The following is a 23,984-nucleotide window of genomic DNA, read 5'->3' on the forward strand; positions in this document are numbered from 1 at the left end:
AGCAGACAGGGCTCTCCAAGCCGGAGAGCCCTGTCTCTTTCCGTAAGTTATAGCTTACGATTTTTGCCCGCTTGATCCCAGTGGCGTACCGGGAAGATACAGCGAAACCGGCCGGATTTCGTAGACCGCAGTCGGGTTGGCGCGGCGCAGCTCGCGGGCAGCTGCAACGGCTGCCTCAAGCGTTGGAAAGTCGACGACGTAAAACCCGAGCAGCTGCTCCTTGGTTTCGGCAAAGGGGCCATCGATGACGACGCCTTCGCCTTTGCCTCTGAGCGTCACCGCGCGCTCCGTGGGGCCAAGCCGTGCTGCCGGGCCTAAGGATTTTTCGCGCACGAGACGATCGTTGACCTGGAGCAGGTCGGTCATCAACGCGGCGTCTTCTTCCTTCGACCAGGAATCAACCACTCCCTCTTCGTGATAGGCGAGGATGGCGTAGTACATATAGCAGCTCCCTTCTGCGCCCTTTGTCTGCTCAGCCAGACGACCGTGAGATGCTGTCCGGGATGAGCCTCGCCGCGACTATATGGTGGGATCGGCGCGCAGACTATGGGCCTGCAGATTTCAGCCGAAGGAACGGTTCGAGGCTTTCGACAAATTCGCAGAGAAGTTCGCGGTCGAAATGGCCCCTCGAGCCAAACATCATCTGAACCGTCTCGGCAGGCGTCCACGCACGCTTGTAGGGCCGGAGCGTGGTCATGGCATCATAGACGTCGCAAATGGCAGCAATCCGGACGGGCATGCTGAGCTGGTCGCCGCGAAGACGGTCGGGGTAGCCGCCACCGTCGACATGTTCGTGGTGATGAAGACAGACATCCAGCACAGTCTCATGGACGTCGCCATTGGCGCTGAGCAGGTCGTAACCGCGCCGGGTGTGTGTGCGAATTTGCGCGATCTCCTGATCGTCGAGCCGTTCGGTCTTGTTCAACAGCCCCTTCGGCAGCAGCAGCTTGCCGATATCGTGAAGCAACCCGCTCAACCCCAGGATCTGGACAGCTCGTTCGTCGAGCTTCAGCCAGCGGCCAAAATGGACCATCAAACCGCTGACGGCGATCGAGTGCAGGAAGGTGTATTCGTCCTTCTTCTTCAGGCGGCTGATGCCGATCAAGGCGATCGGGTTGTGCTCCACGGCCGAAGCGATTTTCTCGACGGCTTCTTCCGCTTGGCCGAGCGCAACCGTTCCGCCCATGCGGGCATCGGTAAACACGCCCGCGAGCAGGTGTTTCGTCTGATCGATCGTTCGCGAAACCGCTCTGTTTTCGGCAGCGGTTATCGTGCCCAGGGCCGCATTGCCGAAAGGCGGCGCGTCCCGTGTTCGGCCGGCAATGTCGCAACCCTTCTGCACGTCGATGAGAACACTGATAACATTGCTGGCGCGGACACGATCAACCTCCTGCTCCGTGCTCAACAGGAAGCCGCGCCGCAGACCCGCTGCGGTGGTTCCACCTTCAAGCTCCTCGACGAACATCCCGAGCCGGACCTGATGTCTTCGTATTCGCTTGTGCATACCTCTCCTGAATTGCTCTTCAAATCATGAAACGGGGTGGCCGGTGCGAACCTCGGATATGATCAGAATTCTGCCCAGTCGCTCGCAGGTGCTACGTTGCCACGGCCGGCCGCAGTCCTTCTCGCAGCCGCACTGTGCGCAGGGGGCAAGGCAGGTTTCGACAGGGTCGCTGCGCCCCCCCGGACGGCTTCCGGGGGCGCCGTGTTCGCGCCGATATTGAACTGACTGAGGAGCTGGAAAAGGGCGTCGGCTTCGCTCGACAGACGACGCGCGGCCGCGGTAGACGCCTCGACCATGGCGGCGTTCTGCTGCGTGCCCTGATCCATGACGTTGACGGCTTGATTGATCTCCTTCAATCCCGTCGCCTGCTCCTTCGATGCGTCGACGATGGCTCCGACATTGCCATTGACCGCAAGGACCTGCGTGACGATCTCTTCGAGCACGGCTCCCGTCTGCCCGACAAGCGTCGCGCCGCTTTTCACGTGCCCGTTGGATGCGGTGATCAAAGCCTTGATTTCCTTCGCGGCCTTTGCCGAGCGCTGCGCGAGTTCGCGCACCTCCTGCGCCACGACGGCAAAACCCTTGCCGGCATCGCCAGCGCGGGCGGCTTCCACGCCGGCGTTGAGCGCCAGCAGGTTGGTCTGGAATGCGATTTCGTCGATGACGCCGATAATGTTGGAGATCTCTGCCGATGAGTTCTCTATCCGTCCCATCGCCTCGACGGCGCTGCGCATCACCGAGCCGGACTGTTCAGCGTTCTCGCGGGTCTTGCGCACCAGCTCTCCAGCGTCTTCCGCGCGCCGGCTGGAATCGCTAACCGTGGTGGTGATCTCTTCGAGTGCCGCGGCCGTTTCTTCGACCGATGCCGCCTGTTGTTCCGTGCGTTTCGACAGATCATCGCAGGCAGTGCGAACCTGCTGCGCGCCAGCTGCAATCGCGCTCGCATTGTCGGCGACGGTCTGCATGGCGTTCTTCAGCTTGGCAGCGGCTGTGTTGAAATCCACCCGCAGCTTATCGAGTGTCGGGATGAACGCCGTATCCAGGGTTTGCGTCAGGTCGCCATCGGAGAGGGATTGCAGCGCACGGGCAAGTACTTCCACGTTGCTGACACGACCGGTGACGTCGGTTGCGAACTTCACCACCTTGAACACCTTGCCGTTCACGTCGAAAATCGGATTGTAGGACGCCTGGATGAACACCTTGCGGCCGCCCTTGCCGAGCCGCATGAATTCGTCGGTCACGAACTCGCCGCTGGCCAGCCTCTGCCAGAAGCGGCGATAAGCCTCGCTGGTGGTGTGGGCCGGGTCGCAGAACATCGAATGGTGTCTGCCTTGGATTTCGCATAGCGTGTAGCCGAGTGTCGCCAGGAAGTTCTCGTTGGCGGTCAGGATTTCACCTGATGTCGTGAATTCGATAACAGCCTGCGCTCGCGACAGTGCGGCAAGCTTGCCGGCATCTTCCACGCTCCTGCGCTTGTATTCGGTGATATCGGTTGCAAGCTTGATAACCTTGTAGGGCTTGCCCCCTCTGAAGACCGGATTGTACGACGCTTCGATCCAGATCTCCTTGCCGCCCTTGCCGAAGCGCTTGTACTGCCGGCGGTCGAATTCGCCGCGGGCAAGCTTTGCCCAGAAGGCGCTATAGTCGGCCGATGCCGCTTCGACTGGGTCGACAAAGAGCCGATGATGCTGCCCCACGATCTCCCCAAGCTCGTAGCCCAAGACGGCGCAGAAGTTGGCGTTCGCATCCAGGATCCGGCCGGTGAGGTCGAACTCGATAATCGCCTGGGAGCGAGACATAGCATCGCGCACGGCCTTGGCCTCGGAGCCGAAGGCAACCGAAAAACGTTTCATCTTGAATGTCCTTTGTAGAGTACGACCTGCAGCCGTGACGACGCCAGCTCTCATTCGAAGAGAGAGCTGCCGCACAGCTAAACGCACATCATCGCAACCGGGATTGCCATCGGCGCATCATGCGCATGTGTAACCCCCAGATTTTGCCTGGCTATATTTTGCATTCACAAATTAACGCTGCGTTAATCCAGAAACGACGATCGAAAGATCGCTCCGATTCTTTATCGGTCGAAAATCTTGGGTTGCGATCGACTTTCCATGCACGCAAACGCGTGCAAAGTCAGGCTTGAACGGGCGCGCGAAGGCTGCTTTCGTTGCAGTTGATTTCGGCGGGCGAAAGCTGAACTCAAAGCAATGGCGAGCGCGCGGCGGCCAACGGCCATCCCGCGACCATCGATCCAGCGTCTCACGCGTGTTCCAGGTAGGCCCTCATGGAAATATACCAGCTCAGAACGTTCCTTGCCGTTGCGCGCTGCCAGCATCTGACCCGCGCCTCCGAGCAGCTTCATGTCAGTCAGCCGGCCGTTTCCAAGCATATCAAGGCGCTCGAAGAGGAACTGGGGCTGTCGCTCTTCGAGCGGACACCGGCAGGCGTGTTCCTGACGAAAAGCGGCAAGGAGATCTTTCACCTTGCCGAAGTCACCCTCAGCTCGGCCATGGCGCTGACCAACAAGGCGGCACAGCTCAGAGGCGAGGTCGCCGGAACGGTGAAGCTGGGGACCATCGTCGATCCGGAATCGCTGCGGCTCGGAGAGTTTCTTGCCCGCATGCTGCAATGGCACCCGATGATCGAGGTGAAGCTCAAGCACGGGATCTCCGGTGAAATTGCGCAGCAGGTGACCGCAGGCGATCTGGATGCCGGCTACTATCTTGGACGGGTCGAGGCGCCCGGCATGGGCGCGCTCGAGCTTCGCAAGGTGGTCTATGTTGTCATCGCTCCGCCGAGTTGGGTGCCGCAGCTGAACGGTGCGACGCTTCAGGATCTGGCAGGGCTTCCCTGGGTGGGACCCAACACGCAGAGTTCGCAGCATCGTATCCTGCACGACCTGTTTGCGGATGCCGGGGTTGCGCCGCCCGCGGCCGCGATCGAGGTCGATCAGGAATCCTCCATGATCAGCCTCGTCAAGAGCGGTGTGGGACTGTGTCTCATGCGGGAAGAGGTGTCGCGAGGCGATGTCGACAATGGAGAACTGGTGATGTGGGACGGTGCAATTCCGCTCTGCCCCCTGTCGTTCATCTACCTCGAAAACCGCAAGACAGATGCGCCGATTGCCACCATGCTCCACGTACTCGAGAGCATGGTTGAAGAAAGTGTTAACCTGTCAGTAAGCCTTGGCGCTGAAAAACAGGAAATATAATCAGATAGATAGATGAGGAATTCCGGTTCATTCCGTTTCGGAATTGCCGCAATTCCGAAATGCGATTGGAACTGCCGAAGGGCCGCTGTTAGTCCTCGCTCATTGACATCCACGGTGGGAGCCGTGGCCTATATCTGGGAGGATAGCATGCAAGAAGGAACTGCCTACGCAGCGGACGCGCGTTCGTTGCAGCCCGACCGCGCCGCCAAGGCCAATGCCGTATACAGCAAGGTGTTCTGGCGCCTCGTACCTCTGCTTTTCATCTGCTACGTCGCCTCGTACCTTGATCGCGTCAATGTCGGTTTTGCAAAGCTGCAGATGATGTCCGACCTCTCGCTCAGCGACACGGTCTGCGGCATCGGCGCGGGCATCTTCTTCATCGGCTACTTCGTCTTCGAAGTGCCGAGCAACATCATTCTTTCTCGCGTTGGCGCCAAGGCCTGGATCGCCCGGATCATGGTGACCTGGGGTATTATCTCGGCCGCGATGATGTTCGTCACGTCGGCGGAGATGTTCTACGTGCTGCGCTTCCTGCTCGGCGTTGCCGAAGCGGGCTTTTTCCCGGGCGTCATCCTCTATCTGACCTACTGGTTCCCTGCCGAGCGTCGGGCACGCATCGTTGCAACCTTCATGACCGGCATCGCCTTCGCCGGCGTGATCGGCGGACCGCTGTCGGGCTGGATCATGCAGGAATTCGCCGGCGTCAACGGTTGGGCGGGCTGGCAATGGATGTTCCTGCTAGAAGGCATTCCGAGTGTCCTGCTCGGCGTCTTCGTGCTGTTTTATCTCGACAACAGCGTGCGTGGCGCAAAGTGGCTCTCAGATGAGGAAAAGGCCCTGATCGAGGCCGACCTTGCAAATGACAATCGCAAGAAGCAGGCGATGACGCTTGGCTCGGTCTTCCGCAACGGCAAGGTCTGGCTGCTGTCCGGCATCTATTTCTGCTGCATCATGGGCCTTTACGGCATCAGCTTCTGGCTACCGCAGCTGATCAAGAATGCCGGCGCCAAGGATGTGATGGAAGTCGGCTTCCTGACCGCTATTCCCTATGCGGTCGCTGCCGTCGGCATGGTTCTGATCAGCCGCAATTCCGATCTGGCCGGTGAGCGCCGCTGGCATATCGCCGTCTGCGCAGTGATCGGCGCGATCGGACTGCTGCTTTCGACGCTGGTCATCAGCAGCATTCCGCTGTCGCTTGCAGCCCTGTCGCTGGCAACGCTCGGCATTCTGACCACGCTGCCATTGTTCTGGACGCTGCCGACCGGCTATCTCGGGGGAGTGGCCGCCGCGGCCGGCATTGCGATCATCAACTCCATCGGCAACCTCGCTGGCTTCGCAAGTCCCTACCTGATCGGTGCCGTGCGCGACGCCACGGGCAGCACCGATGCCGGAATGTACGCCCTGGCGGCGAGCCTCTGCATCGGCGCGGTCTGCGTCATCGCCTTCATTCCGAAGACCATGCAACGCTGATGCGGTCCTAACCCGGTCGCGCCGGACGACGGCCGACCGGGAGTATGGTCCGACAGTCCCAACCCTAAATCCGGCGCTCGTGAAACACGCCGCCGGTATTCCATCAACGTCTGCAAAACCGTGGGAGACGCCAGATGAGCACAGCCGCACCGCATATCCAGTTCGCAAGAAGCCGGGCGGCATTGGTGCCGCGCATGGCACCCGACAATTGCCTGAACGCAGTTTTCGCGGCCGCCTTGGCGGCGGTCGATCCCCTGCTTGTCGTGCCGCCGTTTCTTCCAGCCCCGCCGCGCAACGGACGCACCGTGGTCGTGGGCGCCGGCAAGGCGGCGGCACGGATGGCCCAGGCGGTGGAAGCCAATTGGCACGGCGATCTCGAAGGCCTCGTGGTTACGCGCTACGGCCATGGCGCTGACTGTCGGCACATCGAGGTCGTGGAAGCAGGGCATCCGGTTCCCGACGAGGCGGGCGCCGATGCGGCGCGGCGCATCCTGGAGAGTGTCGGCGGGCTCGGGCCGGACGACCTGGTCCTGTGTCTCATATCCGGCGGCGGCTCTTCCCTGCTTTCCATGCCACGGCCAGGCGTGACGCTTGCCGAAAAACGAGCGATCAACCGCGCCCTCCTGCTGAACGGTGTGCCGATCGCCGAGATGAACTGTGTCCGCCGGCATCTGTCGGCGATCAAGGGCGGACGGCTGGCGGAGGCGTGCGGGCCTGCGCGGATCGTGACGCTGGTGCTGTCCGATGTGCCGGGCGATGATCCGGCGGTGGTTGCGTCGGGTCCGACGATCCCCGATGCCAGCACGTCCGCCGACGCTCTGACCATTCTGGACAGATATGGAATTGACGTGCCGCCGTCTGTGCGGACCGCGCTGACTGCACCGAGTGTACGTTCGCTGACAGCACCGAATGCCGCGAACCGGGTTACGGTGGTGGCGACAGCCCAGCACGCTCTGGAGGCGGCGGCGGAAAAGGCGCGGGAACTTGGGCTCGCGCCGCTCATTCTCAGCAACCGCATCGAAGGCGAGGCGCGCGATGTCGGCGCCGTCCATGCCGCGATTGCCCGGCAGGTCCGCGATTTCGGTCAGCCGATTGCCGGCCCCGCTTTGCTGCTGTCGGGCGGAGAAACGACGGTCAGCGTGCGCGGCAAGGGCAGGGGCGGCCGCAACGTCGAGTTCCTGCTGGCGCTGGCGGTGGGCCTGGAAGGTTGCCCGGGTATCCATGCGCTGGCTTGCGACACCGATGGTATTGACGGGTCGGAGGACAATGCCGGTGCAATCCTGCGGCCGGATACACTGACGCGCGCAAAGGCGCTTGGTCTCGACGCTGCCGAACATCTCGCCAACAATGATGCCTACAGCTTCTTCGAACGGCTCGGCGATCTGATCGTCACCGGCCCGACCAGGACGAACGTCAACGATTTCCGTGCCGTGCTTATTCAGGCAGAGGACTTCGCGTGAAAGGCCTGACGTTTCAACAAACTGTCGCACAGGAACGGTATCGCAGACTGCGAAGCAATCCTGACGTCCGCGCTCGCCCGCGGCGGCGTCGACGTTTGATGGGTATGACATGCGCATGTCTCGAATTTTGGCCGGACTGATCGAACGGCACGATGAGCTGGAGCTCAAGCTCGATCTTCTCGAGTGCACCAGCACTGCCATGAGCGATGATGGCACCCTCACAGAGTTGCGGCACACGCTGAAGGAAATCCGACGCGACATTGCCCGCAACAGGACCCGTTGCCGCTGAAGGCTGCCGGCGGCAACAGCATTGCTCGCTTCCTGCCCTTGGCTACGCAGAACGAGCGCGAGGGAGAGCAGCACACGAACCGTTCGACCCTGCGTGCTGCCAAGAAAATGACGACAGGCATGCCTCTCTTACGTCGTGTGCCGTGTGATGGCAGCAAGGATGATACCCCAATCGTCGCCATGAAGTTCGTGGCCGCCGCCGGTGATCGGGAGAAATTCGGAGCCGGCCACCGCGTCGGCAATCGCCATCCCGTGCTCGACCGAAAAGATCGGGTCGGTGGTGCCGTGAATGACCAGGAGCGGCACTTTGAGCGATTTGAGTTTGCCTTTGATGCTGTCTCCGCCTTGAAGCATGAAATGGTTGGTGGCGGAGAGCAGCCCGCCCGAACGGTCGTAGTCCCGCCCGATGAAGGCACGGATCCGGTCCGCATCATGGGGGTGTGCGGTGCTCGCGATTATACGGGCATCCCTGGCCATGAAATCGATCACCTGGGCCCGATCCGACCAGTCGAGGCTTTCGGCTGAGGCGGCGTGTTCCATGTAGGCCGCACTTATCGGCGGGAGCTCGAGTCCGAGGCCAATCGGCGTCGTGCTGACAAGCGTCAGCGATGACACGCGCGCCGGGTTCGACAATGCCACGATCTGGGCAATCATGCCGCCAAGCGACATGCCGACGATGTTGGCGGCTGCGATGCCGTACGCGTCGAGCACGGCAACCGCGTCGCCCGCCATGTCGTCCATCGAATACGGCGGATTGCCCGGGGCATACTTTGTCGAAAGCCCGGTGTCACGGTTGTCGTAGCGGATCACGTAGCGACCGCTTGCCGCCAGCTTGCGGCAGAATGCATCCGGCCACCACAACATCGAAGCCATCGCGCCCATGATCAAAAGCACCGGCGGCGCCGCCGGATCGCCAAAGGCCTCCGTGGCGATCGTGACGCCATTGGCGCTGACGATCTTCTCTGATTTTACTTCGGCCATGGCGTTACTCCTCGAAATTGTGCCCGTCGCGGCCAAGGCTGTTGCCACAAGCAGGAACTGGCGTCTGCAGATCCTATGGATCTCCAACGTGCTTTCCATCTTCGTCTCCCTTGCGACACCGACCGTCGGCATGGGCAGACACTAAGGCGTCCGAATTTTCTTCACGAGAGACAGATTGGATAAAAACGGGGCATTCGTGCCATCACCTCGGCCCGCGGTGCATGGATTGACGCGACAGAAATGATGCGGCTTGCGCTGACACCTGCGCAAAACATTTGACAAAACGTCCGACCTGATAATAAGTTCGGTAACAGAACGAATTAAAGAGGATGCCGTGAGCGACAGTCTTCGTATTTCCAGAAAGTTCTCTCAGCGCTCCGTCATGGAGGCCATTGTTCAGGGTGGGCCGATATCCCGCGCCTCGATCGCCAAGCAGACGGGTCTGTCCAAGCAGACGATCTCGGAAATCGTGCGCGCGCTCGAGCTGGAGGGGTGGGTCAAGGAGACCGGCCGAACCAGTGGCCATGTCGGGCGCACGGCCGTGACGTACGAGCTGGTCTACGATGCCGCCTACATTGTCGCGGTCGATCTCGGCGGTACGAAGGTGAGGGTGGCGATCACCGACCTGGCTTGCCAGATTTTTGCCGAAGATACCGAGCCGACAGATCCGCGCGGTGGCCAGTTCATCGTCGACCAGATCGCACAGCTCGCCTTTCAGGCGGCCTCACGCCAGCGAATTGCTCGCAACAAGATCCGTCTTGCGGTCGTCGGCGTGCCGGGTGCGCCGGATGCCCAGACCGGGCGGGTTCTGCTTGCCCCCAATATTGCCGGCTTCGACAAGATGGATGTGGTCGCGGCCTTCGAGCGTGCGTTCGGTTTCGACGCCATGCTCGAGAATGACGTCAATCTGGCGGTGCTGGGCGAGAACTGGCTCGGCCAGGGCCAGGGCATCGACAACCTGGCCTATGTCGCGCTCGGCACCGGCGTCGGCAGCGGCCTGATGGTCGGCGGGCAACTCGTTCGCGGTGCCATCAACGCGGCAGGCGAGCTTGGGTTTCTTCCGCTTGGCGCCGATCCGTTCGAGGCGGAGTCGCTGCGAACGGGCGCATTCGAGCGCGCCGTCGCATCGCATGGCATGGCGGATCGCTACGCCGCGCTCTCGGGCAGGCTCATCAGCGTGCCGGCGATATTCGAGAATGCGCAGAATGGCGACGAAGCGGCGCTCGCCGTTCTGGATGAAACGGCCCGTTACCTCGTTCGAGGCATCGGCGCGATCGCCGCAATTGCCAACCCGGAAAAAGTCATTCTTGGCGGCTCGATCGGCCTCAGGCCGGAGATACTCGAACGGGTCAAGGCGTTTCTGCCGCAATGCTTCCCCTATCCCGTCAACGTCGAGACGGGGGAGCTCGGATCGCGCGCGGCCATCATTGGGGCTGCTGCCATCGGCCTTGGTCAATTGCACAACACCTTGTTCGGCGTCGATGCGCCGGACGGCCGGATTTCATTGCCGCGGGCCAGCATGACCGCGCTGCAGGAGGCTGTACGATGACGGTGCCGAACGACTTGGTCACCCGCTTGACGGAGGCTCTGGATCGCGATGCGGCGATCGCGCTTTTCCGCGGCGCCATCGGGCGCCAGAGCATCACCGGCAACGAGGCCAACTTCGTTGCCTATCTGCGCGAAAAAATGTCGGCCCTTGGCCTTAACAACCTTGAGACGGCGGAATTCCTGCCGGGTCGGCCGAACATATGGGGCGAACGGAAGGGGGCGGGCGATGGTCCTCGGCTGCTGTTTGTCGGCCATACCGATACGGTGCATGTCGACGGATGGCGCGAGCACTGGGCTGGCACGGAACGCGAAGACCCTTTCGCTGCGCCGATCATCGACGGCGCGGTCTGGGGGCGTGGCTCGGGTGACCTGAAGGCCGGCATCTCCGCCTCGCTTGCGGCGCTTTCGTTGCTGGACAAGGCATCGATAAACCTCCGCGGTGATGTCGCCTTCGCCTTCATCGGCGATGAAGAGAGTGGTCAGCCCGATACCGGCGTCTCGGCGGGCATCAAGGATCTCGTTTCGCGCATCGAGGCGGGCGCAATCGCCCGGCCCGATTTCGTCGTCTATGTCGAGCCGACACGGCTCTCGGTCTATCCGGCCCAGATCGGCTTTTTCATCGCCGACATTACCATCACCGGCAAATCTGCCTATTTCGGCGTGCCCGAACTCGGCAAGGATGCGCTGCGCGCCAGCCACGCGGCGATGAGCGCCTTGTGGAAACATTCCGACGAGGTCGCCGCCCGCGCCGAACACAAGCTTGTCGGGCGCAGTTTCCTGCTGATCACCGGTTTGGCCGGCGGCGGATATATCGCCGTGCCCGAGCGCTGCACGCTGTCGCTGATCCGCAAGCTTCTGCCGGGCGAATCCCTGGATACGGCCGCAGCCGAAATCGAAGCGGCCGTCCGTTCCGCAATCACCGATCCGGAAATCAAGGTCGAGTTCGCCTATCCGGCGGGCCGCGACCACGCGCTCGGCGGGACGGCGGCCGAGATCGATGAAGGCCGTGCCGAGGTCGGTTTGCTGTCGGCGTCGATGGCCGAGGCACTGAGTGGGCGAGGTGTGATCGAGGGCGCGCCGTTCTGGTCGGAGTCCCCGTTCTTCGTCAATCGTCTCGGGGTGCCGGCGGTCTATTGCGCGCCGGGCGATATCCGCAATTGCCATACGTACGAGGAGCGGGTCGAGGTGGAGGAATACCTCGCCGGCGTCGTCGGGTTTGCCGCGTTCATCGCCCGCTACTGCGGCGTGACCGTTTGAACTGCCACCCCTAGAGGAGAAAAGGGAGAAAGAGCATGCTGAAAAAGATCATTGCGGCGGCGATTGCCGGAGGGCTGATGTTCGCCGCCAGCCCGTCCAATGCCCAGACGGTCGGGCCATCCGGTGAAGCCGCGACGCCGAGCGCGGACGTGACGCTGTCGGACGCCGACATCGCCGCATTGACCGGCAAAGGCTACAAGGCAGCGCTCCTGTGGCACACATCGTCCGATTTCACCAATGCCGTCTCAGCCGGCGCAAAAGACGAGTTCACGCGCGCGGGTGTCGAGGTGGCTGTAACCACCGACGCCGGCTTTGACGCAGCCCGTCAGCGCAGCGATATCGAAACGGCGCTGGCTGCCAAGCCGAATGTCATCCTCGCCCTGCCGCTCGATCCGGTCACGTCAGCCGAAGCGTTCCGCCAGGCCGTCAAGGATGGCACCAAGCTGGTCTTCCTGTCCAACGTGCCAAGCGGTTACAGCCACGGAACCGATTATGCCTCGATCGTCACGGACGACCTTTTCCAGATGGGCAAACAGGCGGCCGATGCGCTCGCCAAGGGGATCGGCGGCAAGGGCAAGGTCGGCTACATCTTTCATGACGCGAGCTATTATGTGACGAACCAGCGGGATCAGGCTTTCAAGTCGACGATCGAGAAGGACTATCCCGATATCAAGATCGTCGCCGAGCAAGGCATATCCGATCCGGCGCGGGCTGAGGAACTCGCAAGCGCGATGCTGCTGCAGAACCCGGATCTCGACGGTATCTACGTCACCTGGGCAGAGCCTGCCGACGGTGTCCTGTCGGCGCTGCGTGCCAACGGCAATACCAAGACCAAGATCGTTACGCTTGACCTGGCCGAACCGGTTGCGCTCGACATGGTCAAGGGCGGCAGCGTAACCGCGCTCGTGGCCGACAAGGCCTATGAACTCGGCCGCGCCATGGCTGCCGCAGGGTTGAAGTCGCTGCTCGGTCAGCCGACGCCTGCCTTTGTCGTCGCTCCCGCTCTCACCGTCACCAAGGACAACGTCTCGGACGGCTGGAAGCAGTCGCTCAATCGCGATGCGCCGCAGTCCGTGCTCGACGCTGCAAAATAACTCTCGACCCCGGCGTCGCTTGCCGCCGCCGGGGTCGCTGGATCTGTCTTAAGGGAGGAAGATCGATGCGTAAGGAAGTTACAAGGCTGGCCCTGCTAGCGACGATGTGGGCGACGACGAGTGCCTACGCCGCGGATGGCGTCACCACGGGTCCGCACGGTGAAAAGCCGACACCGGCTGCAAGCGTGTCACTGACCGCGGCGGAAGAAGCCCAGATCAAGGATGGAAAATTTACCGCCGCGCTCGTCTGGCACGAGATGAGCGAATACACCAACGCCGTCAACAACGGTGCGCAGGACGAGTTCAAGCGTCTTGGCATCGAGGTCGTTGCGCAGACCGACGCGGGCTTCGATGCCGCCCGACAGAAGGCTGATGTCGAGACGGTTCTTGCAAAAAGACCTTCGATTATCGTCTCATTGCCCGTGGATCCGGCAACCGCAGCCGTCGTCTACGACCCTGCGCGCACAGCCGGCACCAAACTCGCCTTTGTCGACAACTCTCCGGCCGGTTACGTGCATGGCAAGGACTATGTGACGATCGTCTCGGACGACCTGTTCCAGATGGGCAACAAGGCTGCAATTGCCATGGCCCAGGCGCTCGGCAACAAGGGCAAGATCGGCTACATCTATCACGACGCAGATTTCTACGTCACCAATCAGCGCGATGGCGCGTTCAAGGCGACGATCGGGCAGGACTATCCCGAGATGAAGATCGTCGCCGAAGCCGGCATGGCTGACCCGGCCCGCAGCGAGGAGATCGCGCAGGGCATGATCACGCAGAACCCGGATCTCGACGGCATCTACGTCACTTGGGCGGAGCCCGCGCTCAGTGTTCTGTCGAGCCTGCGGGGTGCCGGGAACACACATACGAAAATCGTCACCCTGGATCTCAATGAACCCGCGGCTCTCGACATGGTCAAGGGCGGCAATGTCGCCGCGCTCGTCGCCGACGAGGCCTACACAATTGGCGTGACAGTCGCCCGCGCCGCTGCCGGTTCTCTGGTCGGCAAGCCGTCGCAACCGTTCCTGGTGGTCGATTCGCTGGCCGTGACCAAGGACACCGTTGCCGACGGTTGGAAGAGGTCCCTCAACAAGGACGTACCCGCGACCATCGCCGATGCGTTGAAGTGATGCCTGCCGCAGGGAGCGCCTGTCTCCCTGCTGCCTTCTGGAGGAAATAGGATGCCCAGTGCCAATACCGCTGCGTCAGGCAGGCCGAATGGCTTTGCCAACCGCATAAACCTGCAACAATACGTCGTCTATTTCGGCTTTCTGGCGATTTTCCTGTTCTTCGCCATCGTCTTGAAAGACAGCGGCTTTCTGACCGTCCGCAACCTGTCGAACATCGTGCTGCAGACCGCACCGGCGACAATCATGGCGATTGGCCTGGTTTTCGTCATGTCTGCTGGAGAAATCGACCTGTCGATCGGTTCGACCGTCGCGGTCTCGGCGCTTGCCGCGGCCGTGACGATGAACGACTACGGGCTGGTCGCCGGCGTGCTCGCTGGGCTCGGCGCCGGTTTGCTGGTCGGGTTATTGAATGGCGCGCTGGTCGCCTACGTGAAGCTGCCCTCGTTTCTTGTCACCCTGGCGACGCTTGGTCTTTTCGCCGGCGTCTCGAGGTCGATGACCGATCTTCGGTCGATTCCGGTCACGAATGGCACCTTCACCGGCTTTTTCGGCTCGGGTGCATTCCTCGGCATTCCCTCGCTGATCTGGTGGACGGCGATCGCCGTCGCTGTCGGTCATCTGATCTACCGTGAAACCCGTTTCGGTGCGCATGTGCTTGCCGTCGGCGACAACAGCCGCGCAGCGGGTGTGTCCGGCATCAGCGTGCCGCGCATCCGGCTCACCGTGTTGATGATCAGCGGCGGCCTCGCCGGCCTTGCCGGTCTGCTCTACGCCGGCCGTCTGCAGGCGGCGAAATACACGCTCGGCGAGACCGATCTCATGACGGTCATCGCAGCCGTCATCGTCGGCGGCACGCTGCTCAATGGCGGCAAGGGCTCGATCATCGGGGCATTGGTCGGCTCGCTGATGATGGGCATGTTGAACAATGGACTGATCCTGATGGGCCTGTCCGTCTCCGACCAGATGATCGTTCGTGGTCTCATCATTCTTGCGGCGGTCGCGGTATCGCTGCGCGAAAAATCCCGCTGAAGGAAGATCCACCATGTTTCTCGACGTTTTGCGCCGCCGCAACCCTGCCTTCATCGAGGCTGCAATGGCCCTGCATCAGCAGGGTAAGATCCCTGCCAACGCCTACGTGCTCGACCTGGACGCGGTCGAACGCAATGCCCGCGTTCTCAGTGACGAAGCGGCTCGATTGGGCCTCAAGACCTTCGCGATGACGAAGCAGGTCGGACGCTCCAGCTCCTTCTGCCGTGCGGTCAAGCGTGGCGGTATCGAACGGGCCGTGGCGGTGGATATGGCTTGCGCGCGGGCAACCCACAATGCCGGCCTGAAGCTTGCCCACCTCGGCCATCTGCAGCAGGTCGCGCGCCATGAAGCGGCAGCGGCGGCCAAGCGCTTCGAACCTGAATACTGGACGGTTTTCAACGACACCAAGGCCGAAGAAGCGTCGGCGGGCGCGAAGGCGGCAGGGCGAACGCAGGGCCTGCTCGCGCGCATTCGCGCCGAGGGCGATACGTTCTATCGCGGCCACGAAGGCGGATACGATGCCAGCGAGGTCGCGGCCGTTGCCGACCGGCTGGATGCGCTTGATGGCGGACGGTTTGCAGGCATCACCACATTTCCGGCCCTTCTGTTTGATCTCGCCACCCGCAAGGTTCTGCCGACGCACAACCTTGCCACCCTGTCGAGGGCGGCGGAGGCGCTTGCGAGAGCCGGACGCAAGGACATCGAAGTCAATGCCCCTGGAACCACGTCGAGTGTCATGTTGGCCGCGCTTGCCGAGGCCGGCGCGACGCAATGCGAGCCAGGCAACGGCCTGCACGGCACGACTGCACTGCACGCAATGGAGGACCTGCCGGAAGTCCCGGCGGTGCTCTACCTGACCGAGGTGTCGCACCTGTCGGGTGGCAAGGCCTATTGTTTTGGCGGCGGCTTCTACATCGACCCGGTGTTCCCGCCCTATGACGTCAAGGCGATTGTTGGTGCCGAGCCCACCGCCGCTGCCGCTGCGCTGCGCAGCGTGGAGGTGCCGCCGCCTTCCGCCATCGACTACTACGCGATGATCGACGCGACCGGTGCTGCAGCACCCAAGCCCGGTGACACGGCGGTGTTCGGCTTCCGCGGCCAGGCATTCGTTACCCGTGCCTATGTCGTGGGCGTGTCCGGCATCGCAAAGGGAGAGCCGGTGGTCGAAACAATCGAAAACGGGTTCGGCGAAGCCGCCGCCTGGCCGGTTTAGGAGGACGAGCATGACTGTGAATGCAGAAGCCACACAGAATGCGCCGGTTCTTCGGCTGCAGGACATCCGCAAATCGTTCGGTGGCATCGTTGCCATCGAGAACTTTTCGCTCGAGGTCTATCCCGGCGAGATCGTGGCGCTTGTCGGTGACAACGGTGCCGGCAAGTCGACGCTGATCAAGATCATCTCCGGCGTTCATCCCCCGACATCCGGAACGATGACGATCGAGGGCGAAACGGTGACCATGTCGAACGCCACGATGGCGCGGGCGCACGGCATCGAGGTCGTCTATCAGGATCTCGCGCTCGCCGATCAGCAGAGCGTCTACATGAATATGTTCCTTGGGCGCGAACCGACAAACCGCTTCGGCCTGCTGGATCGTCGCCGGATGATCGATGAGACTGACAAGCTCGTGAAGGAACTGGATGTTCGCATCCCGTCAGCCCATGCGACGATCCGGGATCTCTCCGGCGGACAGCGCCAGGGCGTGGCGATTGCGCGCGCCACGCATTGGGCAAGCAAGCTCATTCTGCTCGATGAGCCGACGGCGGCGCTCGGGGTTGCCGAAACGGCCAAGGTCGAGGAAATCGTGCAGTCGCTGAAGAGCCGCAACATCGGCGTCCTGATCATCAGCCATAGTCTCGACCAGGTGTTCAAATTGTCGGACCGCATTTGTGTTCTGCGACGCGGCAAGCAGATCGGTGTGCGCGAAACCGCAAAGACCGACAAGAATGAGATCATCGCGATGATAACAGGTCTGCAGCACAGCTAGCCAAGAAGCCGGCGGCGATAAACAGGGCTGCGCGGATCTCAACGACGGGTCAGCCAGAATGAGTGCCGGTTGATGACGGGCGCCGTGGTTCGGGCCGCAAGCCGTTCCACGCTGTGAACGTTGACGGCGCGCGCGGCCAAGCCGCACATGCAAACAGGGCCCGGCTCGGCGGGCCCTGTCGATCTTGTGCTTGTTTTCGAAAGATCACGAATGCTTAAAGCATTTCCAGGAAAAGTGCGGAGCGGTTTTCCGTCAGGAAATGCGTAAAAACAGAGACATAGAGCGTTTCTGTGTTCCGTCTAAATCGGAAACGCTCTAGGGCTGGTAGTCGGCCGGTGCGATGATCTTGCTGAAGTCGTAGGAGGCGACCTTCTCCCGGGTGACCAACAGCGCCGGCGCTTCGATCCGGCCGAGCACCTTGCCTCCCTCGATCGCGGCCGTGGCTTCGCGCATCGCGTCGCGTCCCATGGACACCGCCGGCTGCAGCGACGCGCAGGTCAGCGTGCCATTGTCGAGTGCTGCGCGTGCCTCGTCGTTCAGGTTCGAGGTGGATACCTTGAACTTGTCCATGGCCTTGGCTTCATCGAGCGACTTGATCGATTCCACCGCCATCGTGTCGGCCGCGGTGAAGATGCCGTGCATGCCGGGATAGGCCTTGGCCCATTCGGCGACAGCAGCGCCGGCATCCTTTGTGCCGCCGGCCTTTTCCGCGACAATCTTGATGTCGGGGAAATCGGCCTCGATCGTGTTCTTGAAGCCGGTGACGCGAAGCTTCGCCCAGATCTCGTCCGGGCCGGCGAAGAGCCCGACTTCGCCCTTGCCGCCAATTGCTCGGCCGAGGCAGATGCCCTGCAGCCGGCCCATGCCGATATTGTCGGCACCGACGAAGGACGTCAGCCGGTCGGACTTCGGCGGAACCGAAAGCGCGATAACAGGGATGCCCTTGTCGATGGCTTCCTCGACGGCCGGTGCAACGGCCACGGCGTCGGCAGCGCCGATGATGATGGCTGCAACCTTCTTGTCGATGAAGCCGCGGATCTGCTCGATCTGCAGTTCGGCCTTATCTTTGGCGTCTCCCTTGATGACGGCGTAGCCCCTCTCCTTGCCCGCCGTTTCGACGCCGTACAACCCGGCCTTCCAGAACGGCGAGGCGAAATAGGGCACCGTCACCCCGATCGTCTTCTGCGTTTCGGCTGAAGTGGGAGTGGCCAGCGCGCCCATGGCGGCGACCGCCAGAACCAACGTCATATATCGTGCATTCCTGCCCATGATTTCTCCTCCAGAACTCGGGTCATGAATTTTGTCGGGCGTTGTGGTGCGCCGACCTTTGTGCATTCAATACGGCTATAATGTATGCACAGATGATTACAGGAATGCAAACACATAAATTTGAACATCTGTAAGTTGGCGCAGGATGGCCGAAAGCCACCTCGAGTCATGCCCTCGACATGCCCCGGCAATCGGCCGCGCCGTCAGGAATTCAGGATGACGGGATGAAGACGAGCGAAGGCAGCACCGGAACAGGCGCCGTTCGTCGATGAAGGCAGGCTGAGGCTGCGTTGTCACTCAGCCAGGCAACGCCATGCGTTGACGGGGCAGCCAACCCGCGAAAGACAGCGCAGGCGGGTTCGCCCCGCGACCGGTTCAGGTCTGAAAATGCCTGCGGGCAAGATTATTTGCTGGCTGCTGCCGTAAACCGCCGCATGACGCCGGCGCTCAGGCGGGCATTGTGCTCGGAAAGGGCGGCATACGCGCCCGCGGCGTCGTTGGCGCGGATGGCGTCGACGATCTTCTGGTGCTCGTCGAGCGACTGTTGCAGCCGGACGTCGGCAGGACCTGCCTGATGCTGGCGGAACGGTGCCAGCCTGACCCTGAGCTCGACCGCCATGGCGGCGATCGTGGTGTTGTGGGCGCCGCGGCAGATCGCGTCGTGGAACTTGCGGTTGATGTCGCGGCAGCCGTCGAGATCCTGATTGCCGACGCACTCGGCATAGAGCCGATGCAGTTCGTAGAGCTGTTCGCGTTCCATGCCCGTCATGCGCTGGGCGGCCAGCCGGGCGCAGGACGCCTCGATCTCGCATTCGGCCTCGAGCATGTCGGCCATCTGCTCGACATCGATGCGCGCGACGATGCCGCCGCGGCGAGGATTCATCTCGATCAGTCCGCGCGCGCCCAGTTCGCGCATCGCTTCGCGCACGGGCGTTCTTGAGACGCCGAATTTCTCGGCGATCATCTTTTCCTCAAGCTTCTGCCCAGGGGTCATCACACCCTTGGCGATTTCTTCCGCCAGAGCCTGATAGATCTGAGAGGCGATAGTTGTCATGCGCGCAGCTTTCCTGTCTTCACGACATTGAGCGACCTTCAGCCGAAGGTGCTTGGAATCGATTTAATGACAGCCGGGGATTTATGCAAGTTGAGCTGTCAGCGGCCGGCCTTCACGAGCCGCGTCAAGGTTGTGCAAAAGCACGGATATCTGGGCCTCTTCCGCTGCCGGCGAGCGTCCGGCCATGTGCGGCGTGAGGACGACATTGTCGAGGCCGGAAAGTGCCGCCGGCAGGTCCGGTTCGCCTTCGAAGACGTCGAGACCGGCACCGGCGATGTCGCCCCGTTGCAGAGCTGAGACCAGCGCGTCGGTATCTACGACCATCCCGCGGGAAATATTGACCAGAAAGCCACTCTGACCAAGCGCATCCAGCACCTGACGGTTGACCAGGTGCCGTGTCGCCGGTCCACCCGGGCAGGCGACGACCAGAAAGTCGCTGACGGCTGCAAGCGCCACAGCGTCGGGCACACGGGGCCAGACGACACCGGGCATGTCTTCCGGCGCCGTGTAAGTGACCGTCATGCCGAAGGCTTCGCCGCGCCGGGCAATGGCCTGGCCGATATTGCCAAGTCCGATCATGCCGAGCCTTGACCCCGACAGCGTCGGGCGGGGCGAACGGATCGCGGCCCAGGCGCCGGCCCGCAGTGCCCGGTCGCGGGCGCAGATGTCGCGCGAGACAGCAAGCATCAAGGCAAGCGCGTGATCGGCAACCGTCTGCATATTGGTGTTCGGCGCATGGGTGACGGACACGCCCTGCTGCCTTGCTGCTTCGAGATCGATGTTTTCGTAGCCGGCACCATAGGAGCAGACGAGGTTGAGGCCTGGCAGCCGTGCCATATCGGCCTGCGACAGACCGGTGCTGCCATTGGTCACCACCGCCCAGATGGCGCTGCGCTCCAGTTCCGGCGATCCGCTGCCCAAGCCGTTGGGCAGCGTGATCACATCGTAGCCGCTGGAGAGGCGTGACAGGCACTTTTCGGAAACCGGTATCGAAACCACAATCGTCTTTCTTGCCATGTCAGTCTCTCCAATGCGTTTGTCGTGTCGTTCGGTCATGCGCGCCGGACGATTGTTTCAGCTGTGTGGCGTGCCGCGCCTGAGGCGCGGCCGCGACGGGCCTGATCAGGCGGCGTTGACGTTCTTGACCGCACCCTTCCAGCCATTCTCCGTGACGTCGAAGACGATGCCTTCGGGCGTCTTGTACTTGACCTCGTAGAACACGTTCGGGTTGGTTTCCTTGCGGCCGGCCATGTAGGAGCCGCCGGCTGCGCGCACGAGCTGGTCGGTTTCCTCAACGGAGTCGACCCAGACGCCGAAGTGGATGAGGCCGTTATAGTCTTTCTCGGTCTCGAAGCCCGGAACCGGCTCTTCGCCGAAGTTGAGCAGGGCCACGTTCATGATGCCGTCGGTCATGTAGACGCCGCGCATGGCCTGGCCGGCGCGGGTCATGCCGAATGCCTTTTCAAAGAACTGGGCTGCAGCTTCCGGATCCGAAACCGCGATAGCGAGATGGCGCAATTTTGCCATTGGTCAATTTCCTTCTGTCGATGACTGGCGCGACGCGACATGCGGAGCGCAACACGAGATCAAATCGTTTCGTGTATGCAAATACTAATCTGTGTATGCAAAATGGTTGTCAAGTGTGTTTTTGGATGTTATCAAAATGCACATAGACGACGGTGCACGGAAAGCCGTCGCTCACAGCAGCTTGGAGGCGCGGGATGAGGTTTGCGGGATTGACGGTCACGGATCAGGCACGGCTGGACGCCGTCGGCGCCATCTGGAACGACGACCTGGCGGCAAGCCGCAAGGTCGTGCTCGACGTCTACCGCCTGCATGTCGAGGCAAGCGTTGTCCGCCAGCCGCTCGTCGAGCATCGCGACATTCCCTATGGCAAAGACGGTGCCCAACGCCTTGATGTGTTCGAAAGCGCTTACGCCTGCGCCGGCGGACGTGCGCGCAACGTCGTCGCCTTCGTCCACGGCGGCGCATTTACGCGCGGTTCAAAGAGCGCCGATGGGCTGATCTACGACAACGTGCTGCGCTGGTTCGCCCGACAGGGCTTCGTCGGCGTCAACATCGAGTACCGGCTGGCGCCGGGGTCGCAGTATCCTGAGGGCGCGCGCGACGTCGCCGCGGCAATCGACTGGATTACCGGATCGATCGCCGATTACGGCGGCGACCCGCAATCGATCCTGCTGATCGGCCATTCCGCTGGCGGCTGCCATGTCGCGGGCTATCTCTATGATCCGGCTGTCGGCCGATTGGCGAGCCCCGCAGTCAAGGGGGCCGTGTTCATCAGTGCGCGGCTCCGGGCCGATCAGTTGCCCGACAACCCCAATGCCGCCAACGTCCGCCAATATTTCGGGGATGATCTCGCCGCCTACGAGCTGCGCTCCCCCGTAACCCATGCGGGCGCGAGCGACCTGCCGGTGCTGGTCGCCGTTGCCGAGCACGAGAACCGCTACATCGATGCCTATGGTGCCGAGTTCGTCCAGCGCCATGCGCTCCGCAAGGGCAAGGCGCCGCGTTTCCTGCAGCTGAACCGCCACAATCACACGTCCATCGTCGCGCATTTCGATACGCGCGAGGAGGAGCTCGGACGCGAGATCGTCCGGTTCGCCCAGCAGGAATGCGGCTTCTTTTCCTGCGGTCTCACCTGTCAAAATCGAAAGTGAAAAGCCATGAAACCAGACCTCTTTTCCGTCTACGCTCCCGTCCTGACACCTTTCAAGGCGGACCTGAGCTGCAACACGCCCCGCTTCATCGAGCATTGCCGTTGGATCGTCGAACAGGGCGCGGGGCTCGCGGTCTTCGGGACCAACAGTGAAGCGGCGTCGATTGCGTTGCGCAAGAAGCGCGACCTGCTCGATGCGGTCGTCCTGGCCGGCATCCCGACGAAGTCCTTGATGCCGGGCGTCGGCGCCTGCAGCCTGGAGGAAACGATCGAGCTTACCCGCGCGGCCGTCGACGCCGGCGCGCCTTGCGTGCTCGTGCTGCCGCCGTTCTTCTACAAGCCGCTGACGACGGACGGTCTCGCGCGCTACTATGGGCGGCTGATCGAAGCTGTTGGATCCGACCGTCTTTCGATCGTGCTCTATCACATCCCGCAATTCACCGGCGTGCCGATCACCCTCGAGCTGATCGAGACGCTCAGGCGGCGCTACCCCGCCAACATTCTCGGCGTGAAGGACAGCTCCGGCGATCGCGAGACGCTGAACGGCTTTCTCTCGGTTGGTAACGGGTTCCGCGTCTTTCCGGCGTCGGAGGTTCTGCTTGGCGAGACCATCGAGCGCGGCGCGGTCGGCTGCATCTCGGCGACGGCCAACGTCAATGCCAAGGCCATGGTCGATGCGGTTTCGGCCGTCGGCGCGGTGGGCGCCGTAGAGGCATTTGCGCCGGTCGCGCCGGTCCGCGCGCTGTTCCAGCAGTTCCCGATGATCCAGGCGATGAAGGTGACGATGGCCCGCCACACCGGCGACGAGACCTGGCGCGCGGTACGTCCGCCACTGGTGGAGCTCGATCGCCAGGCTGAACAGAAGTTCGTGTCCGCCTGCACCGAGATCGGTTTCAGACCCTGGGCTGCGACGATGGAGCCCGCATGAGCGCGGCGGTTTCCGGGGCTGTGAAGCCGCTTGCCAACTATCCCGATCTCAGGCGGGAAGGCGGGTTGCTTTTCCTGTCCGGCATGAGCGCCCGGCAGGCGGATGGAACCATCGCCGGCACCGCAAGGGCCGCTGATGGTGCCGAGACCTACGATGTCGCCGAGCAGTTGCGGGTGATCCTGCGCAAGGTCGGCGAAACGCTCGCCCGCAATGGCGGAAGCTTCGGCGATATCGTCGATGTCACGGTGTTCCTGACCGACATGCGCCACTACCGGGCGATGAACGACGAATACAATATGTGGTTTGCCGCCGATGGGCCGGCCCGCACCACGGTCGGGGTCAACGAACTGCCGCATCCCGATATGGTCGTGGAACTGAAGGTGGTTGCACGCGCACCGGCCTGACGCTTTGCGACGGTCCAAAAAGCAGCCCCCGGCGGTGCCGTCGGGGGCTGCTTGCGTTCAAAGGATCTGGCAGGCGTCTTCGAACGACAGGCGTGGGTGCCGGGCAAACAGCTTTGCCGGATCGCCATGACCGAGGCCGCAGATGAAGTTCGACTTCAGCCAGCTCTCGCTGAAGAAGGTCGCATCGACCACCTTGGCATCGAAACCCGAAATCGGCCCACAATCGAGCCCGAGCGCGCGGGCTGCCAGCATGTAGTATCCCGCCTGCAGTGTGGCGTTGCGCAAGGCCGTGTCCTCGACGAGGTGCGGATTGCGCTCGAAGAACCCTTTGCCATCCGTATGCGGAAACAGAAACGGCAGGCGCTCGGCAAAGGCGAAATCGGTCGCGAAGATGGCGACAACAGGGCAGGTCATCATCTTGTCGACGTTGCCGGCAGCCAGCGCCGGGCGCAGCCTTTCCTTTGCCTCTGCCGTCACAAGGTAGGTGATCCTTAGCGGCGAGCAGTTCATGCTCGTCGGCGCCAGGCATGCGAGTTCGTGGATCTGCTCCAGCAGCCTGTGCGGCACCGGACGATCGAGCCAGCCGTTTTGGCTCCTCGCCTCCGTGAAGATTTTCCCGAGCAGGGCGGTGTCGGCCGGTGTGGTTTGAAGGCTTTGATGGTCCATGGGGTCCCCTTCGGACGTTGGTTATCTCT

At 62.3% G+C, this 23,984-nt stretch carries 23 protein-coding genes; 14 read left to right on the forward strand and 9 right to left on the reverse strand.

The genetic code is table 11. From position 1 onward, the window contains the following. Positions 1-54 precede the first annotated feature (54 nt). The 3 genes from LPJGGPFB_RS18030 to LPJGGPFB_RS18040 form a co-directional block, all read right to left on the reverse strand. The gene (locus LPJGGPFB_RS18030) at positions 55-441 is read right to left on the reverse strand and encodes a YciI family protein (protein ID WP_173421332.1); all 387 of its coding nucleotides are present in this window, start codon (positions 439-441) and stop codon (positions 55-57) included. Positions 442-544: 103 nt separating this feature from the next. Beyond that, complete coding sequence (locus LPJGGPFB_RS18035; protein WP_173421333.1) at positions 545-1,504, reverse strand: HD-GYP domain-containing protein; 960 nt, start codon at positions 1,502-1,504, stop codon at positions 545-547. 62 nt (positions 1,505-1,566) lie between these two features. After that, positions 1,567-3,357 carry a methyl-accepting chemotaxis protein gene (locus LPJGGPFB_RS18040; RefSeq protein WP_173421334.1) on the reverse strand — a complete coding sequence of 597 codons (1,791 nt, stop codon included), beginning with the start codon at positions 3,355-3,357 and terminating at the stop codon, positions 1,567-1,569. A gap of 431 nt (positions 3,358-3,788) precedes the next feature. On the opposite strand from LPJGGPFB_RS18040, the gene LPJGGPFB_RS18045 reads away from it, so the two are divergent. The 4 genes from LPJGGPFB_RS18045 to LPJGGPFB_RS18060 all read left to right on the forward strand — a co-directional run bounded on the left by LPJGGPFB_RS18045 (position 3,789) and on the right by LPJGGPFB_RS18060 (position 7,934). Beyond that, positions 3,789-4,715, forward strand: a complete 927-nt coding sequence (locus LPJGGPFB_RS18045; RefSeq protein ID WP_173421335.1) for a LysR family transcriptional regulator — start codon at positions 3,789-3,791, stop codon at positions 4,713-4,715. Positions 4,716-4,862: 147 nt separating this feature from the next. Continuing rightward, on the forward strand, positions 4,863-6,185 hold the full coding sequence (locus LPJGGPFB_RS18050) for an MFS transporter (protein WP_173421336.1): 1,323 nt from the start codon (positions 4,863-4,865) through the stop codon (positions 6,183-6,185). A 194-nt stretch (positions 6,186-6,379) separates the two neighbouring features. Beyond that, complete coding sequence (locus LPJGGPFB_RS18055; protein ID WP_210264553.1) at positions 6,380-7,645, forward strand: glycerate kinase type-2 family protein; 1,266 nt, start codon at positions 6,380-6,382, stop codon at positions 7,643-7,645. A gap of 115 nt (positions 7,646-7,760) precedes the next feature. Further along, positions 7,761-7,934, forward strand: a complete 174-nt coding sequence (locus LPJGGPFB_RS18060) for a hypothetical protein (RefSeq protein ID WP_158556168.1) — start codon at positions 7,761-7,763, stop codon at positions 7,932-7,934. Positions 7,935-8,062: 128 nt separating this feature from the next. Here LPJGGPFB_RS18060 and LPJGGPFB_RS18065 read toward each other — a convergent pair whose 3' ends face one another. Next, positions 8,063-8,914: an alpha/beta fold hydrolase gene (locus tag LPJGGPFB_RS18065; protein ID WP_173421338.1), complete on the reverse strand. Its 852-nt coding sequence runs from the start codon at positions 8,912-8,914 to the stop codon at positions 8,063-8,065. A gap of 334 nt (positions 8,915-9,248) precedes the next feature. Here LPJGGPFB_RS18065 and LPJGGPFB_RS18070 point away from each other — a divergent pair, with 334 nt between their 5' ends. The 7 genes from LPJGGPFB_RS18070 (at position 9,249) to LPJGGPFB_RS18100 (ending at position 16,957) form a co-directional block, all read left to right on the forward strand. Next, the gene (locus LPJGGPFB_RS18070; protein ID WP_173421339.1) at positions 9,249-10,463 is read left to right on the forward strand and encodes an ROK family protein; all 1,215 of its coding nucleotides are present in this window, start codon (positions 9,249-9,251) and stop codon (positions 10,461-10,463) included. Then, on the forward strand, positions 10,460-11,719 hold the full coding sequence (locus LPJGGPFB_RS18075; RefSeq protein WP_173421340.1) for a M20 family metallopeptidase: 1,260 nt from the start codon (positions 10,460-10,462) through the stop codon (positions 11,717-11,719). Before LPJGGPFB_RS18070 ends, LPJGGPFB_RS18075 begins: the two co-directional genes overlap by 4 nt. Before the next feature lie 35 nt (positions 11,720-11,754). Then, entirely contained in the window at positions 11,755-12,813 is a 1,059-nt protein-coding gene (locus LPJGGPFB_RS18080) for a substrate-binding domain-containing protein (protein WP_210264520.1), read from the forward strand. A gap of 65 nt (positions 12,814-12,878) precedes the next feature. Next, the gene (locus tag LPJGGPFB_RS18085) at positions 12,879-13,943 is read left to right on the forward strand and encodes a substrate-binding domain-containing protein (protein WP_234902929.1); all 1,065 of its coding nucleotides are present in this window, start codon (positions 12,879-12,881) and stop codon (positions 13,941-13,943) included. Between the two features lie 51 nt (positions 13,944-13,994). Continuing rightward, a complete protein-coding gene (locus LPJGGPFB_RS18090) occupies positions 13,995-14,972 on the forward strand; it encodes an ABC transporter permease (RefSeq protein WP_173421341.1) in 978 nt (325 codons plus the stop codon). 13 nt (positions 14,973-14,985) lie between these two features. Further along, positions 14,986-16,185 (forward strand): alanine racemase, encoded by a 1,200-nt coding sequence (locus tag LPJGGPFB_RS18095; RefSeq protein WP_173421342.1) that lies wholly within the window; start codon positions 14,986-14,988, stop codon positions 16,183-16,185. A 10-nt stretch (positions 16,186-16,195) separates the two neighbouring features. After that, positions 16,196-16,957: an ATP-binding cassette domain-containing protein gene (locus LPJGGPFB_RS18100; protein WP_173421343.1), complete on the forward strand. Its 762-nt coding sequence runs from the start codon at positions 16,196-16,198 to the stop codon at positions 16,955-16,957. A gap of 315 nt (positions 16,958-17,272) precedes the next feature. Here the strand turns inward: LPJGGPFB_RS18100 and LPJGGPFB_RS18105 are convergent, their stop codons facing one another. From LPJGGPFB_RS18105 to LPJGGPFB_RS18120, 4 genes are all read right to left on the reverse strand, one after another. Next, positions 17,273-18,205 (reverse strand): sugar ABC transporter substrate-binding protein, encoded by a 933-nt coding sequence (locus LPJGGPFB_RS18105; protein ID WP_173421344.1) that lies wholly within the window; start codon positions 18,203-18,205, stop codon positions 17,273-17,275. A gap of 424 nt (positions 18,206-18,629) precedes the next feature. Beyond that, the gene (locus LPJGGPFB_RS18110) at positions 18,630-19,280 is read right to left on the reverse strand and encodes a GntR family transcriptional regulator (RefSeq protein ID WP_077501495.1); all 651 of its coding nucleotides are present in this window, start codon (positions 19,278-19,280) and stop codon (positions 18,630-18,632) included. 81 nt (positions 19,281-19,361) lie between these two features. Continuing rightward, positions 19,362-20,297: a 2-hydroxyacid dehydrogenase gene (locus LPJGGPFB_RS18115; protein WP_173421345.1), complete on the reverse strand. Its 936-nt coding sequence runs from the start codon at positions 20,295-20,297 to the stop codon at positions 19,362-19,364. Positions 20,298-20,402: 105 nt separating this feature from the next. Then, positions 20,403-20,807 carry a VOC family protein gene (locus tag LPJGGPFB_RS18120; protein WP_077501493.1) on the reverse strand — a complete coding sequence of 135 codons (405 nt, stop codon included), beginning with the start codon at positions 20,805-20,807 and terminating at the stop codon, positions 20,403-20,405. A 194-nt stretch (positions 20,808-21,001) separates the two neighbouring features. Here LPJGGPFB_RS18120 and LPJGGPFB_RS18125 point away from each other — a divergent pair, with 194 nt between their 5' ends. Genes LPJGGPFB_RS18125 through LPJGGPFB_RS18135 form a run of 3 tightly spaced genes read left to right on the forward strand, consistent with a single transcriptional unit; the run spans position 21,002 to position 23,289 of the window. Continuing rightward, a complete protein-coding gene (locus LPJGGPFB_RS18125; RefSeq protein WP_173421346.1) occupies positions 21,002-21,958 on the forward strand; it encodes an alpha/beta hydrolase in 957 nt (318 codons plus the stop codon). A gap of 6 nt (positions 21,959-21,964) precedes the next feature. Next, the gene (locus LPJGGPFB_RS18130; RefSeq protein ID WP_173421347.1) at positions 21,965-22,885 is read left to right on the forward strand and encodes a dihydrodipicolinate synthase family protein; all 921 of its coding nucleotides are present in this window, start codon (positions 21,965-21,967) and stop codon (positions 22,883-22,885) included. After that, positions 22,882-23,289 carry a RidA family protein gene (locus LPJGGPFB_RS18135; protein WP_173421348.1) on the forward strand — a complete coding sequence of 136 codons (408 nt, stop codon included), beginning with the start codon at positions 22,882-22,884 and terminating at the stop codon, positions 23,287-23,289. The genes LPJGGPFB_RS18130 and LPJGGPFB_RS18135 overlap by 4 nt, the downstream gene beginning before the upstream one ends. Before the next feature lie 57 nt (positions 23,290-23,346). On the opposite strand, the gene LPJGGPFB_RS18140 is transcribed toward LPJGGPFB_RS18135, so the two are convergent. Beyond that, positions 23,347-23,955 carry a malonic semialdehyde reductase gene (locus tag LPJGGPFB_RS18140; protein WP_173421349.1) on the reverse strand — a complete coding sequence of 203 codons (609 nt, stop codon included), beginning with the start codon at positions 23,953-23,955 and terminating at the stop codon, positions 23,347-23,349. Positions 23,956-23,984: the final 29 nt, after the last annotated feature.

The sequence above is a fragment of the Ensifer adhaerens genome, from assembly GCF_013283195.1.
Lineage (GTDB): Bacteria > Pseudomonadota > Alphaproteobacteria > Rhizobiales > Rhizobiaceae > Ensifer > Ensifer adhaerens_G.

What these genes read in the sequence shown, in the direction of transcription:
- LPJGGPFB_RS18030 (WP_173421332.1), bottom strand. Translation starts at nt 441, where the DNA reads ATGTACTACGCCATCCTCGCCTATCACGAAGAGGGAGTGGTTGATTCC.
- LPJGGPFB_RS18035 (WP_173421333.1), bottom strand. Translation starts at nt 1,504, where the DNA reads ATGCACAAGCGAATACGAAGACATCAGGTCCGGCTCGGGATGTTCGTC.
- LPJGGPFB_RS18040 (WP_173421334.1), bottom strand. Translation starts at nt 3,357, where the DNA reads ATGAAACGTTTTTCGGTTGCCTTCGGCTCCGAGGCCAAGGCCGTGCGC.
- LPJGGPFB_RS18045 (WP_173421335.1), top strand. Translation starts at nt 3,789, where the DNA reads ATGGAAATATACCAGCTCAGAACGTTCCTTGCCGTTGCGCGCTGCCAG.
- LPJGGPFB_RS18050 (WP_173421336.1), top strand. Translation starts at nt 4,863, where the DNA reads ATGCAAGAAGGAACTGCCTACGCAGCGGACGCGCGTTCGTTGCAGCCC.
- LPJGGPFB_RS18055 (WP_210264553.1), top strand. Translation starts at nt 6,380, where the DNA reads ATGGCACCCGACAATTGCCTGAACGCAGTTTTCGCGGCCGCCTTGGCG.
- LPJGGPFB_RS18060 (WP_158556168.1), top strand. Translation starts at nt 7,761, where the DNA reads ATGTCTCGAATTTTGGCCGGACTGATCGAACGGCACGATGAGCTGGAG.
- LPJGGPFB_RS18065 (WP_173421338.1), bottom strand. Translation starts at nt 8,914, where the DNA reads ATGGCCGAAGTAAAATCAGAGAAGATCGTCAGCGCCAATGGCGTCACG.
- LPJGGPFB_RS18075 (WP_173421340.1), top strand. Translation starts at nt 10,460, where the DNA reads ATGACGGTGCCGAACGACTTGGTCACCCGCTTGACGGAGGCTCTGGAT.
- LPJGGPFB_RS18080 (WP_210264520.1), top strand. Translation starts at nt 11,755, where the DNA reads ATGCTGAAAAAGATCATTGCGGCGGCGATTGCCGGAGGGCTGATGTTC.
- LPJGGPFB_RS18085 (WP_234902929.1), top strand. Translation starts at nt 12,879, where the DNA reads ATGCGTAAGGAAGTTACAAGGCTGGCCCTGCTAGCGACGATGTGGGCG.
- LPJGGPFB_RS18090 (WP_173421341.1), top strand. Translation starts at nt 13,995, where the DNA reads ATGCCCAGTGCCAATACCGCTGCGTCAGGCAGGCCGAATGGCTTTGCC.
- LPJGGPFB_RS18095 (WP_173421342.1), top strand. Translation starts at nt 14,986, where the DNA reads ATGTTTCTCGACGTTTTGCGCCGCCGCAACCCTGCCTTCATCGAGGCT.
- LPJGGPFB_RS18100 (WP_173421343.1), top strand. Translation starts at nt 16,196, where the DNA reads ATGACTGTGAATGCAGAAGCCACACAGAATGCGCCGGTTCTTCGGCTG.
- LPJGGPFB_RS18105 (WP_173421344.1), bottom strand. Translation starts at nt 18,205, where the DNA reads ATGACGTTGGTTCTGGCGGTCGCCGCCATGGGCGCGCTGGCCACTCCC.
- LPJGGPFB_RS18110 (WP_077501495.1), bottom strand. Translation starts at nt 19,280, where the DNA reads ATGACAACTATCGCCTCTCAGATCTATCAGGCTCTGGCGGAAGAAATC.
- LPJGGPFB_RS18115 (WP_173421345.1), bottom strand. Translation starts at nt 20,297, where the DNA reads ATGGCAAGAAAGACGATTGTGGTTTCGATACCGGTTTCCGAAAAGTGC.
- LPJGGPFB_RS18120 (WP_077501493.1), bottom strand. Translation starts at nt 20,807, where the DNA reads ATGGCAAAATTGCGCCATCTCGCTATCGCGGTTTCGGATCCGGAAGCT.
- LPJGGPFB_RS18125 (WP_173421346.1), top strand. Translation starts at nt 21,002, where the DNA reads ATGAGGTTTGCGGGATTGACGGTCACGGATCAGGCACGGCTGGACGCC.
- LPJGGPFB_RS18130 (WP_173421347.1), top strand. Translation starts at nt 21,965, where the DNA reads ATGAAACCAGACCTCTTTTCCGTCTACGCTCCCGTCCTGACACCTTTC.
- LPJGGPFB_RS18135 (WP_173421348.1), top strand. Translation starts at nt 22,882, where the DNA reads ATGAGCGCGGCGGTTTCCGGGGCTGTGAAGCCGCTTGCCAACTATCCC.
- LPJGGPFB_RS18140 (WP_173421349.1), bottom strand. Translation starts at nt 23,955, where the DNA reads ATGGACCATCAAAGCCTTCAAACCACACCGGCCGACACCGCCCTGCTC.